General features: G+C 49.3%; 7 protein-coding genes. All 7 read right to left on the reverse strand.

All coding sequences use genetic code 11. The features are described from left to right. Positions 1-16: 16 nt before the first annotated feature. Positions 17-2,716 (reverse strand): stalk domain-containing protein, encoded by a 2,700-nt coding sequence (locus ACH6EH_RS08285; protein ID WP_208203931.1) that lies wholly within the window; start codon positions 2,714-2,716, stop codon positions 17-19. A 209-nt stretch (positions 2,717-2,925) separates the two neighbouring features. Then, the gene (gene metK / locus ACH6EH_RS08290; RefSeq protein WP_208203932.1) at positions 2,926-4,128 is read right to left on the reverse strand and encodes a methionine adenosyltransferase; all 1,203 of its coding nucleotides are present in this window, start codon (positions 4,126-4,128) and stop codon (positions 2,926-2,928) included. A gap of 197 nt (positions 4,129-4,325) precedes the next feature. Next, positions 4,326-4,628, reverse strand: coding sequence for an alpha/beta-type small acid-soluble spore protein (locus ACH6EH_RS08295; RefSeq protein WP_397331945.1), 303 nt, complete (start codon positions 4,626-4,628; stop codon positions 4,326-4,328). 108 nt (positions 4,629-4,736) lie between these two features. Beyond that, positions 4,737-5,255, reverse strand: a complete 519-nt coding sequence (locus ACH6EH_RS08300) for a hypothetical protein (protein ID WP_397331946.1) — start codon at positions 5,253-5,255, stop codon at positions 4,737-4,739. Between the two features lie 78 nt (positions 5,256-5,333). After that, positions 5,334-8,345 (reverse strand): Ig-like domain-containing domain, encoded by a 3,012-nt coding sequence (locus ACH6EH_RS08305; RefSeq protein WP_397331947.1) that lies wholly within the window; start codon positions 8,343-8,345, stop codon positions 5,334-5,336. Between the two features lie 388 nt (positions 8,346-8,733). Beyond that, entirely contained in the window at positions 8,734-9,078 is a 345-nt protein-coding gene (locus tag ACH6EH_RS08310) for a hypothetical protein (RefSeq protein ID WP_138227277.1), read from the reverse strand. 152 nt (positions 9,079-9,230) lie between these two features. Continuing rightward, a complete protein-coding gene (locus tag ACH6EH_RS08315; RefSeq protein ID WP_397331948.1) occupies positions 9,231-13,205 on the reverse strand; it encodes an S-layer homology domain-containing protein in 3,975 nt (1,324 codons plus the stop codon). Positions 13,206-13,353: the final 148 nt, after the last annotated feature.

A 13,353-nucleotide genomic window follows, 5' to 3' on the forward strand; every position in this document is an offset into this window, starting at 1 on the left:
CACACATCATACCATATCATGATTGGATCGTAACGGTCTTGTTATTGTTGTCCCATTTTACAGTCAGTCCTAGCTGTTCAGAAACGACACGAAGTGGGACTAAAGTCCTTCCACTTACAATCATCGGCGCTACGGAGGACGTCATTCGCTTCCCATTTAGCACCAGCTCCTTCTTCCCGACCGTCAGCTCCAGCAGCTTGCTGCCCCGCAAGACCGTCACGCGTTGATCTGCTCCGCTCCAACCGGCCTGGCCGCCAAAGGCATCCAGCACGAAGCGGATCGGCACGTAGGTCGTCCCGTCCTTGAGCAGCGGTGCTGCATCTGTAGCGATCTTGGTGCCGTTCACCGTCATTGATTTCTGTCCGATGCTCATCTGCGCGGTTCCTGTCGGCAATCCGGCATCACTCGACAAGGATGGCATCATAAACGAGAGATTGTCAAAAGCAACCGAGCCCGTCGCCGACCGCTCATCCTGCCCTTCTTCGACATTGACTACATAGACCCGCTTCAGCTGCGCAGGAAAAGCAATCCCGTAGGCGCTCAAATCCACATTTAATGTTTTCCAGCCGCTCCAGTCGATCATTTTGGCCAGATCTACATAAGCGGTCTTGCCGTTCTTATCCTTAAACTCTGCGCGAAGCCAATTGAAGCTGGTGTCTCCCTTCACGTCTAGCGACATGGAGGCTGCGGTGGCAGGCACGCTTTTGCCTGTCGTACCGTTAAACTCGGCGTAGGCGTACATTTTCTGACCGATGCCGCCGGTCATATCATAATCCAGCTTCAGCACCTTCGAGCGATTCTTGGTATCATTATCCTGTACAATGGCAGCCTTGCCGGTCACTGCGGCAACATTGGTCGTAAAGCTGATGGGATAGCTTGTATATTCAAAATCCTCCCACATGCTTTCAGCAGCACTCGACAGCACCACTACGGTGCTGAAGCCGTCATAGCGGGCAATGGCATAACCGACCTGTGTCCCTGGGTTCACCGAGGATACCGTGAGCTGTCCGTTCGCGACCTTGCCCTGGAACCCAGAGAACTCCCATTGCAGGGCGCTGTCCGGTACATCAACACTTGAACCGTTGTTCAGCACAGCCGTAACCGGCACCGATACCGTTGTTCCCGCTGCGAGCGGTGCGGAAGGCGTTCCGGCGCGAAGCTCCTTTATATCCTCACTGCCGAGCACCGTGACCTTCATCGACGCTGAGGCACTGCCGCTGGCTGCACTCAATGTGGAGGTTCCCGGCTTCACCGCCGTAATGGTGCTTCCATTAACCTTAAGACTGCCGCTGCTCGATTTCCATGAGGTATTCACACTGCCCATATCCACCGGATTGTAGTACGTGTCGTATCCTTTTAACTGATACTGCCCTGCCTGCCCGATCAGGAGCGTAGTGTCGCCGCTGATCTTGACTCCCTTCAGCGACCCCTTGGGCGCTGTCGAAAAAACACCCAGTGCATTCACGATACTCCGCTGTGCGGTGCCGTATTCGGTGTTGAACGTCAGCTTCGTGGAATCTTCAGCAAGCGGACGATGAACCATCGTTGTGGAGCCGCCGCCATCCAGATTCAGCCCCTTCCACACCCCGATGCTGACCATAAATTCCTGCAGCTGACTCAGAGACATTCCTGCACTGCTGCTATTCTTCTGGGCCGTGACCAGATAAATATAGCGGTTATCCTTGGAATAGCCTACAGCCGTCCGTGCTCGCGTCCCGCCAATGCTGCTGACATCTCTCGTGAAGGACGACGCCTTGCCCCCATTGACCAGCAAAGTGTGTCCCCCGATCATCATCTGCAGGCTGTCCGGGTTCACCCGGGCGCCGCTTTGCTTAGATACCAGCGAATAATTAGCAGTCAGAGTCTGACCCACCGCCAGCTGATTGCGGACGAACTCGGCCGCTTTTCCGTGCGTTCTCAGAATATAGCTGCCCTCCGGCACGGCGGAAGGAATGCCCCCCATGGAGGAAATTTCGGTAATAACGCCGTTCGTCACCATAACCTCAGTTGGCGTTGTCGAGCTGTTCGTTGGCCGCTCTACCGCCTTCCATGCGCTCGTGTAGATATATGCCGCATCCAGGTGGCTGTACTTCGAGGCTCCACCTTCCGGCACATAGGCCGACTTGTTCATGCCCGCGAGCGGAAAGACTGCACCATTCTCTGCCTGAATACTGCCTTCAAAGGTATACTCATCCACCATAGGCTTCCCGTCCTTCGTGACCAGGAACGCGTACATGCCCTGCAGCTGGGATGGAGTCGACATCAGAATTCCGTTTCCGACCTGTCCGCCCATGGGAGCCCCTTGCCCGCCTGTAATGAAAAAATCCCCATTTACCGCAGCAACCGCACCATTCTCCTGCGCCATGCCCCCGGTGCTCTGTCTAGCCGTGAACTGATTGTGGGTCCCGGTCATCACATCCAGCTTCACATACTTATTGTTCAGATCCACCCGGATCACATCAGCCAGTGTCGTCTGCGTGCCGGATTTCATCTGGTACTTCATCAGCACCGCACCCGAGGTAAGGATCTCCTCGCCCAGCTTCGTGACGCTGGATGCTGACGCGGCTTCTACCACATATCCGGATAACAGTCCCTGTCCAAACGGCAGTCCGCTCCCCAGCACCGGAGTCATGCCCATCACGCCAGCCAACGTGATCACCAGCCATTTTCTGCCGCCTGCCTGCTTGCCTCTGTTCCTTGCTTCCTTGCGTTTCATTGCTTTATGAACTCTCCCATCTATTTAGCCCAGACATGCTGAACGTTAAAGTCTCTATTTAATAGACTTCATAGATTAGGAAAAGTTACGAAAATCCTGAAAGAAATGCTAGAGTCCTTCCTCTTACTCGGTGAAAAAAACACAAAAAAAAGCCCGATACCCGCTCAGAAGAGCTAAGGTACCAGGCTTTGGTAACGATGAGTTAAGAATTAGATGCCTGCTTGTTCCTTCAGGATGTCCGCTTTGTCGATACGCTCCCAAGGCAGATCCAGATCGGTACGGCCAAAATGTCCATACGCTGCGGTCTGCTTGTAGATCGGACGACGCAGATCCAGCATGCGGATAATGCCTGCAGGACGCAGATCGAAGTTATTGCGGATCAGGGAGACGAGCTTCTCTTCGCTCACCTTGCCTGTGCCATAAGTGTCCACGCTGATGGATACTGGTGTAGCTACACCGATCGCATACGCCAGCTGGATTTCGCACTTGTCAGCAAGGCCTGCAGCGACGAGGTTCTTCGCCACATAACGTGCTGCATACGCTGCAGAACGGTCAACCTTCGTCGGATCCTTACCGGAGAACGCACCGCCGCCATGACGGGCATAACCGCCGTAGGTATCTACGATAATCTTCCGTCCGGTCAGACCGGCATCCCCTTGAGGACCGCCAATGACGAAGCGTCCTGTCGGGTTAATATAATATTTCGTCTCGCCGTCCAGCAGCTCTGCCGGAACAACAGGAAGAATAACTTGTTCTTTAATATCCTTCTGGATTTGCTCCAGAGTCACTTCTTCAGCATGCTGTGTAGATACAACAATGGCATCGACACGCACTGGCTGATCGCCATCATATTCGATCGTTACTTGCGTCTTACCGTCTGGACGCAGGTAATCCAGTGTACCGTCCTTACGCACCTCCGACAAGCGGCGTGCAATACGGTGGGACAAGGCGATCGGAAGCGGCATCAGCTCCGGGGTTTCATTCGTTGCGAAGCCGAACATCAGGCCTTGGTCACCGGCACCAATGTTCTCGGTTTCCTTATCCATCTGGGCAGGATCACGATTCTCCAGCGCCGCGTTTACGCCTTGGGCGATATCCGCAGACTGTTCATTCAGGGATGTCAACACCGCACAGGTGTTGAAGTCAAAACCGTATTTAGCACGGGTATACCCGATTTCTTTCACGGTATTGCGTACGATGGACGGAATGTCCACATATTCGGATTTGGTGCTGATTTCACCGATAACCAAAACCAGACCAGTAGCTACAGATACCTCGCATGCAACGCGCGCGTTGGGATCGTTGGCCAAAAAAGCGTCGAGTACAGCATCGGAAATCTGGTCACAGATCTTGTCCGGATGGCCTTCCGTCACGGATTCCGAGGTAAACAAGCGGCGCCCTTTTAAAGTCATAAAGATCAACCTCCCATATGGATAGTGTGTTTAACAACGACAAGTCTTACACAAAAAATGAACCTTTTCCGATTGGAAAAGGTTTGATGTACAATCCTCAACATGCATAATATCGTATTTAATACCTGGTGTCAATCCAGATAGCCACCACTTTATATAGGGTATGCTGCACGGTGTTGAAACGTACCTTGCAAGGATCAATCTCCCAACGAGCCGAACATCCCCTGCTCCGCCTGGCGGACCAGTCGCTTCGTAATTTCTCCGCCGACAGAACCATTTTGACGCGAGGTATAATGCCCCCATCCAGGTCTGCGGGAAGTATTGTAGCCCCTGGTACCCATCTCGCCGAGCTCTCCGCCAAATTCCGTGTCGGCGCCATAGGCAGTAGGTGAGGAATGAGAAATAATACCAAATTCTGCGGCGATTTCATACTTCATTTGATGCAGCATATGCCGGCTTTCTGGAACGACTTGCCGCTGTCTTGCATTTCTGCTGGCCATGGTTCACACACCTCCTGGAATAATAACATTCTCAACGATAGTATGTGACCGTACTCAGACCTTCACACGTATAAATGACTGCCTATCCTGGCAATAATTATAAGAAGCTTATTGTACAGCGTAGCCGCCGCGGACCATGACAACCAGACTTTGGCTCTGCCCTTGCTTTACCTGAATACCGCGTCCATCGCGCGGAAAAGACAACAGATGATTCTTCGGTGCCGTCTCACCATTGACGAGGTCTTTACCGTCCGTCAGATCGGCAACGCCGTCTTGATCCTGCGTATAGATGACCGCAAGACCGGAACGAACAATGAACTCAGCCCCGGCCTTGCCGATCAGAATCTGCCCGGGCTTCAAGGTTACAATATTCACGGCATTGGGATCCACTGCCGGCGCTGTCGGCTCCGCCGGATTCGGAGTCGCTCCACCGCCTCCAAGCGCCTTCTGGATCTGCTGATCTACATAGCTCTTGGTAACGACGGGATCGTCAGCTGTGCCAGGCTGGGTGTTAGGGCTGGCGCTGTTGACAGGTGGGTTAAAGGCTATATTCAGCCCAACAATACATGTGCCTAGCAGACTAACAATTCCTGCTATTATTGAAACTTGTTTCAATCTGTTATTCATCAGACAAATTCCTCCTACCCGATTAAGTTAGAAAAAAAGAAGCCCGCCCGAAGGCGGACCTCTTAAGGTCAACTGATATTAGTTGTTAGGAATAAATGTGGAGTAGAAGCTGTCGTTGCCAGATACAAGGTTACCTGCAGTATCCTTCAGGAAGCTTGGGTAAGGCTTGACGCGAACATCAACCACTTTACCTTTGTTTGCAGTACCTACAGCATCAGCAAGGTCGACAACAACTACGTTAGTAGCTACATCACCATTGATACCAGTACCAACTCGGACTGTGTAGTCATTGCTAGCTCCTGCTTGCAGAGTCTTGCCGTCTACACGCACTTCAAAGTCGTAAGCGTTGTTAGCATCAGCTGCAATAGCCTCTGTGAATGTAACGTTAAAGGCATAAGTAGAAGTGCTCACAGTAGTTGCAACTTCTTTGATTGCTGGAGCAATTTTATCTTGAACAGTTGTGTTTGCCGCACCTGCGATTTGCTTACCAGCTGGAGTAGCCAAGGAAGCATTAGCCTTGACAGCTACACTAACTTGTTCACCATCATACTGGCCATTAGCATCCAATTTGTTGTTATCTGACAATGTCAGAACAACTTTCGAGCCGTCTACAACTGCAGAGTTTACAGCTAGTTCTTCATTATCAGCTGTCACAGTAAAGTCACTGATCTGTGCAGAACCGGATTGAAGAGCTTGGCTAAACACAACTTCAATCTTGTTTGTAGCTGTAGCGTTAGCTGCGTTTAATGCAATAGCATTTGCTTCACCAATTGTATCTCTTGTGTCACGAAGATTCTCCAGGTAGTTACCTGCTACGTCTTTAACAAGTCTCACTTCAAAGCCTTTAACTTTAGAAGAAACACTTACGTCAGATGGGAACACCAAGATTGCAGACTTGCCGTCAGAAGAAACGTTAACCGTTGTACCCGAAGGCAGAGTTTGCCAAGCATTATTCTCATTTCTATAAGAATATTTCTCAGGCAGAACAATCGCGCCGTCGCCGCTAGTTGCCATCACTTCACTAAATGTAACAACGACACTGTTGTTTGCAGCCACATAAGATACATTAGTTACTGTAGGTGCAGTTGTATCCCCAATGGTCAGTTCCTTGGAATAAGGAAGCATTACATTTTGAAGAGTTGTTGTATCAGCTACTCCTGCAATTTCAAGAGTATATTTCTTGCCTTGGGACAAGGCTTGATACAATTCTACTTCAACTGTTTTGGAATCACCATTAACACGAGTGACATTTTTCAGCTTGGAAACTTCTTTACCGTCAGCATCCTTAACTACATAGTTGGATGCAGTCAATGCAGAGCTTCCTACGTTCTTGGAGAACTTCACAGTAATAAACTTGTTATCGTTCTTCAGAGTTGCATTTACAACTTCTGGACGAGTTTGGTCGATAACTGGGCTCACTTGTACTTTAGTGTTAGCCGCAATTGCATTACCGGAGTAGTCTCTTACGCCTTCAACCATCAGGTCAGTAGTGTATACAAGCTTGTTCGTAGAGTTGAAAGTGAACTTGTAAGTATCATCGCTGATTGCTTCTACGCCAGAAGCAACACGCTTGCTGGAGCCTTGCATCCAGTAGATGTTAGAAGCCAGCACAGAAGCTTTGTCTACCGGCTCGCTGAATTTCAGAGTTACTTCTTCGAATGTAGCTTTCTCAACGCCAGCTACAGTTGGAGCAGTAACATCTTCAACTACAGTGAATTTCAGATCGGAAGACAGGTTCTTCAGTCCGGAGAAGTCAGATACTCCAGTTACGTTCAGTGTGTGCTCGCCATTTGGCAGAGTGTTGTACACCTTCAAGATCACAACATTACCAGTTACTTCAGTAGCACCGAAAACGTTGTTGTTGTTGATTTTGAAGTTGTTAACTGTTGCGTTCATTACAGGCTCACTGAAAGTAACCTTGATTGTTTTGTTACCCAGAGCTTGAGCAGATTGTGCTACTGGAAGAGCAGCGTCAACCGGTGTGAATTTAACGTCAGTTGCAGAGATTACTTTGCTTCCTGCACGAACGTTCATCACGCTCAGCTTGTATTCTTTTTGGTTGGTCAATCCTGCATTAGCATTAGTGCTATCCGCAACTGTCAGAGTCACTGTTCTTCTGTCATTAGAAAGATCAGCATTCTTTACAGTAAAACCAGCAATACTGTAGTTGCTTTCATCTTCAGCAGTAGTAGGATCTACCTCACCATCAAATCCTACAACAACTTCACGCAGGTTGGATGCAGATACATTCTCAACTTTAGTTGCGTCAGTTACAACCCAAGTTACGCTCTCAGTGTAGTCGTAGCCACCGTTAGAGAACTTCACTTCAGTTGCTTTGTTAGGAGCCAAAGCAGTTTCCAGTGTTACTTTCACAGCTTCGTTATTAGCCAGTTTGAAGGTAACAACTTTGCCGTTCTCGGAAACTTCGTAGGACATAACTTGTGGCTGTTGCTCAGCCAGGTAAATTGCGTAAGCAGTGTCTACCATTTGGGAACGTGTAGCGTTCGCAGTTGGGTTCGCAGAAGCGGAGATGATGTTCGCATTGATTGCAGCTTGAACATATCCTTTAGCCCAAGTGGAAGCGTTGTTGTTCACTTCAGCAGGGATTTCCAGCTTCAGTGCACGTACCAGAACTGTAGCCATTTCCTGTACGGAAATTTTACCGTTATAGTCGAAGATCATCTTCGTAGTGCTCTTACCTTCCATCAGGTTAGCAGCGTATACTGCTTCGATGTAAGGAACAGCCCAGTTGGAAGCATTGTAGTTCTTGTCTTTGAAGGAATATGTGCCTTGGATTGGCTCCAGACCCATCAGCAGAGTTACAACTTTCGCGAACTCAGCGCGAGTCAGTTCTTTGTCAAGGTGAGCTTGGCCGTCTGGATATCCAGCTACGACTTTAGCTTCTTTAAGTACGTCAAACTTTTGTTGTGCAGTAAGATTGTCATCACCGAATGCAACACCAGCAAACATGGAGAATGCCATTGCTGTAGACAGTGCTACGGATAAAATTTTCTTCATAACCTTTTTGTCTCCTCCTTGAATAGGAACATATAATGGATTTTCTTTAGATTGATAGCTCTTGTTACTCATTAGCCGATACACCTCCTTCCCCGAGTTGAGCAGAAATCATATAAATGATGTCTGTGACGGGTATCACAGAAACTTGTAACCGGTCGAACACTGACCCTTTTTGTAGATTCCTAGAATCCCACCTAAGGTATTATACAATGCTTGCCAAATGCCGTAAAGAACATTTTTCTAAGGAAGAGATATGTTTCTTACGCCGGTATATGTTGGGCATCTCGTTGTGCTCTACATCTTAAACGTTAAGGGAGGGAAAAAGTTGCGGATGTTTCTCAATTTTTTTTCGTTTTTTTTGAAAGCCAAGATTGATTACCCCAAAAAGGTGCTAACAACGCAGTAATACGCCCCCTAAAGAGCAAAAAAAAGACGCCTCATCGGCGTCCTCATTCCTGTCCTAACGAATCTTCATCGCGAGCTGAATAATCTGCGCCCGCATCTGCGGATCCTCGTTCAGCTTGCTGTACATGTTCTCAATGTGGTTCTTGTTGTCGCGGTATTCCTTCTCATGCTTGATCGTCACATGTGACCATTGAATCAAGGCGTTCTCCGCCAGCGTCAATTCATTAAAGGCATCATGGAAGCCTGTCTCCAGAACCAGCCCCTCCATGACCTCCTGAGTAATCTCTGGAACCTTCTTGCGAGTCAGCTCGATCTTCTTCTCCATAACCTTGGCTTTATCTTCGAACTGTGTCTTCGCTTTCATATAATCCAGCTGGGCTTTCGATAACTTCGGCTTCATAAAATCATTTCACCCTCTAAAAAATATTATGTGCTTTCGCTATTGTAGCGCATTCCCTATTCAATTTCAAAGATCTGTAACTGGCCTGACAAATATTACTAGCTTTGATTCACGGAAAAAGAGCCGGGATTCCCCGGCTCTCTCGCCTTCTATTACATCTTAGGCAGCTTCTTAAGGTCTACCATGACACGCGCCACAATGATGGCCGCATCTGCACGCAGCGTTCTCGCCTTCGGGTTAAACATATAACCCTTCGACGGATCATTCGAGTCTACAAGAGAGCCTTGAATGAAGCCCTTCTTCGCAATCGCAAGTACGCTTGGACGTGCATAATAGTTAATCTCGGCATAATCTTTGAAATACTTCTGCAGCCCTTTATCAATCTTGTCTCGATCGGTCTCCAGCTTCATATTCAATGCGCCGGCAATAATGACCGCGGCATCCTGACGCTGAATGGAATTCGCAGCATCGAAATACTGCGGCTGAGTACCGCGGACAATACCAGCTCTTGCAGCTGTTTCAATGTATCGGAAATCATACAGCCCGTCCGGATTCACAAGTGTCGGATCTGAAGGCAGCTCGGAGAAGTGCTTCGGCCCCATGTAGTTCAGCGGCAGGTTCAGCGACTTCACGATCATCGTTGTGAACTCGCCCCGGGATACATACTTGGACATCCCGAACTCATTCGTCGGATCGAATGCGTTCATGATTCCTTTAGCATACAGCGTCTCTGCAAAATCCTTGGCATATGGATGGTCTACAATATCCTGATAAGAGTACCCCAGCTTCGCGACAACATAGTAGCCAAACCGATCAAACGGCACCTCGATCGTATGCTTCTTGGCATCCACTACACCGCCGATATTTTCCCACTTCTTGATGTCCGGGTTGTAGCGGAATACCGTAATCAGCTTGCCTGCCTCTACCGAAATGCTTGAATCGTAAGACAGCTCAAGGGTTCCCACCTTGGATGGAACCAGCTCATCCTCTGGAATCCGGTCATAGAACATTCTCATGCCGGAGCCCGCAAACTGGTACGGATCTACCCCGTACGTGGTCGGATCATAATCACTCTTCGTTGCTACCCGGTCTGCAATACCCGGGTCAATCCAGAATACCGGACTCGACTTCACGAATCGCGACTGGAAGTTACTGATAAACTCCCGGCGGCCTGTAGCTACCATGTTGTCGAAATCAATCGGCACACCTTCGAATTCATAACGGTTTACGACCCCGTCTTCACTGTTGCCGATCGCAAACAGAATATCATGTCCTGTAAACACCTGATTCTTCAGCTGCTCCGGAATGTTATAATCTCTGCGGATCAGGCTGGTGCCCCGCTGGAACGTCAGGGAAAGCGCATTGTCGAACACTTTATGAGACGTCTTCATCTCCATCATGTACTGAGCTCCCGGAATATTAACCGGAACGTATTGAATGGAGATTGACTGCTCCACCTCATCATCGCCGACAACGGCCACAATATCGATCTCGTTCGCCTTGTTTGGCTTGAGATCCTTCACCAGAATACGGAAAGCATTCGGATAGTCAATAACACCGTCATAATCAATATCATAGGCAAACTTCTCTGCCTTTTCCTTGCCGATCAAGATCTCAGAGGCCTGGTCGGAAGCAATGATCACCTCTACAAAGTTCTGGTTCACAATCCTCTTCCCGACTACAGGACGCAGGACGTTAATCGGCTTCGTAATCTTGATGACTTCAAGACGCTGGGAAGCAGAAGGTCCGCCGGCGCCATTGTTAAACACTTTAATCGTGTATACCTTCGGTGTGCCGTCAGCCGGTACTTCCTGGTCTCTCAGAATGAAAGAGAAGCTCTTCTTGTCCGGATGGTAGTACACAGTCAGTCCCGGTACCGGATTAGAAGCATTCATGCTCACATTGTCTACAATAAATTCATGGTCAAGAGTCCAGGTATAGGTCTGGTCGCTGCCATCAATCTTCGGAGACACGATCTGTAGCATGTATTTCTGCTTGTCCGCGGTGGTCATCGTACCGAATTTGTTATTTACTTCGGTAGGGGTACCTCCGAGATTCAAAATATCAAAGGTGCCGTATACATTCATGCGGCTCTCTTCGGTCTTGTAGATGGAACCGGACTTCTCAAAGCGTGCGTCCAGCTGGTCCGGTGCTCTGTCATTATAGCCCAGGTACGGGAACGGGATAATGCCCAGGGTGTCCTTCGCCGGAATCGTCGGTACGTTGAGCGGCAGCAGGTTCACCTTATAGGTTCTTTCGTACGTATTCTTGGTTGTCCGGTACACAAAGCGCACCGTATTCTGTCCGGTACTAAACCGATTATATAAATCCTGATTGGTAAGGGCTCCCGCCAATCTAAAGCCATCGCTTCCGTCAGACTCCAGACGCACCTCTACATTATTCACATACAAGTACACGGTCTGTCCGGTTCCGCTGTAGATAATATCATTGCGGTTCGGGACATTGTTCAGTGTACCGCTCATACGGCTGAGCGCATCTGCTACGGTATCACTTGCCGAAGAAATATTGGAGGTATCCACTGAAATCATCTGCTCATCGACCATGCTTGTAAACTGGACAAACGGTCCATAGAGCAGTGTCACCGCAGCATCCTTCGTATCTCCAGCTGAACCGATACGGAATGTCAGCTTCTGATATCCGTTGGCGGGCAGGCTGGTCAGTTCCAGAATGAACCGGTCCAGATAAGTTGGTCTGCCGTTAATATTCTTCACCACAGTATCCTGGTATAGCTGACGATACGTCGGCAGCGCCAGGGTATTGCCTTTGGAGTCGGTTACGCGGCTGATTTGAATGTTCTGTCCTGTACCGTTCACAACCAGCACCTCGACCGCAGTCGGCACGGAAGTGATGGTTGCGCCGTCCAGCTTACTGCCTGTCAAATCAAGCAGCCGCTGATTGGACATCCCGCTGGTATAGCCATTGAGATAATTAATCTCGGCCACATACGGGCGATTCATATCCCGCAGCGTCACATACGCATCTCCGGTCGTATCTCCCGCCCGCATGCTCAATGTTACTCTGCTGTCCAGCGTATAAGAGCTGACATCACTCGTTACAAATTCCCCGATCATATACCCGTTAGAAGGGGATGACAAAGGATCGAACGTCAGCGGAATCGTACCGGTGCCGGTTGCACCGCCGCTGAAGGTGTATGTCAATGAGGTAGGATAGGTTCCGTTCACTACAGGAACTATGACCTTACCCTTGGCGGAGATGGGATAGCCTGCTGTCGTTTCAATTGGAAAATCGGCTCCTGCCGTCATGTCTGTGGATTCTCTCAGCACGCTGCCACTGGCATTCTTCTGCAGCGCGGTTACATCATAGAAGGTCGTCCGGCCGTTAAAGAAGGTTATTTCCCGGATGGTTTCGAGCTTCTGATTCTTGTTATACACCGTCAGCTTCACAATATTCTTGCCGGAGTTAACGCTGACTGGTGAAGCGATAAATTCGTAGTTATTATAGCTGGACAGATTGTAGCTCCAGATCTTGCCGTTCACTTCAACGGTAATCTTCTCTGCACTCGGAGCACTGCCTGTGATGCTGATATCCGCTTTATCCACTCCGTAGAATGGTGTCGCGACGGGAGCGATCAGCACTGCAGAATCGTTCTCCTTCAGCTCTACGTCCCGGCTGCCCTGAGACAGATACGCCTTCAGATTGTAAAGGGACGGGCCATTCCGATACTCCACATAGATCGGATTGTCGGTGATCGTGCTGGAGCCCTGTCTGCCGTGAAACACAATCTTGTTCAGGCCTGGGAACAGCTGAATCTCACTGACTTGAATGTTCTGACCACTGGCGTTGATGTTGCCCGTGATGCCCTCACGACGGTCGATGATATCTTTCTGGACGGTATTGCCGTTCACATCCTGCGTCTTGGTGATCTGGTAAACATCATAGGAGATGTTGCTGTCACTGACGCCGGACAGCGTACCGTTCAAGCTCAGCTTTTCTGAGATTGAGACCGGCGGGGACGCCAGATTGTAATATTCCTGCGGGAACAAGAATGATGTTCCTGCAGCCTTAACGCTTTCCATGAAGGCCGGGGGCATCAGGCCCGCAGCCATAACGACCGTCAGCATGATGGACAGTAGTCTTTTTAACATAGTAGCCTCCTTCAAATTCAACTCCAGTCCTGTACCAGATCTTTGGAGCAATCATATACCCTTTTATATCGGCAGGTAACTCTCCATTAATTAGTCCAAAATCACAAAAAACCTCACCTGTTTCCAGGTGAGGTTCGTACTTATGCGC

Origin of the sequence: Paenibacillus sp. JSM ZJ436, assembly GCF_044383795.1 — a bacterium.
Taxonomy (GTDB): Bacteria; Bacillota; Bacilli; order Paenibacillales; family Paenibacillaceae; genus Paenibacillus_AQ; species Paenibacillus_AQ algicola.

Bases quoted from the DNA above. Each gene is read 5' to 3' on its own strand.
- ACH6EH_RS08285 (WP_208203931.1), bottom strand. From the start codon at position 2,716: ATGAAACGCAAGGAAGCAAGGAACAGAGGCAAGCAGGCAGGCGGCAGA.
- metK (WP_208203932.1), bottom strand. From the start codon at position 4,128: ATGACTTTAAAAGGGCGCCGCTTGTTTACCTCGGAATCCGTGACGGAA.
- ACH6EH_RS08295 (WP_397331945.1), bottom strand. From the start codon at position 4,628: ATGGCCAGCAGAAATGCAAGACAGCGGCAAGTCGTTCCAGAAAGCCGG.
- ACH6EH_RS08300 (WP_397331946.1), bottom strand. From the start codon at position 5,255: ATGAATAACAGATTGAAACAAGTTTCAATAATAGCAGGAATTGTTAGT.
- ACH6EH_RS08305 (WP_397331947.1), bottom strand. From the start codon at position 8,345: ATGAGTAACAAGAGCTATCAATCTAAAGAAAATCCATTATATGTTCCT.
- ACH6EH_RS08310 (WP_138227277.1), bottom strand. From the start codon at position 9,078: ATGAAGCCGAAGTTATCGAAAGCCCAGCTGGATTATATGAAAGCGAAG.
- ACH6EH_RS08315 (WP_397331948.1), bottom strand. From the start codon at position 13,205: ATGTTAAAAAGACTACTGTCCATCATGCTGACGGTCGTTATGGCTGCG.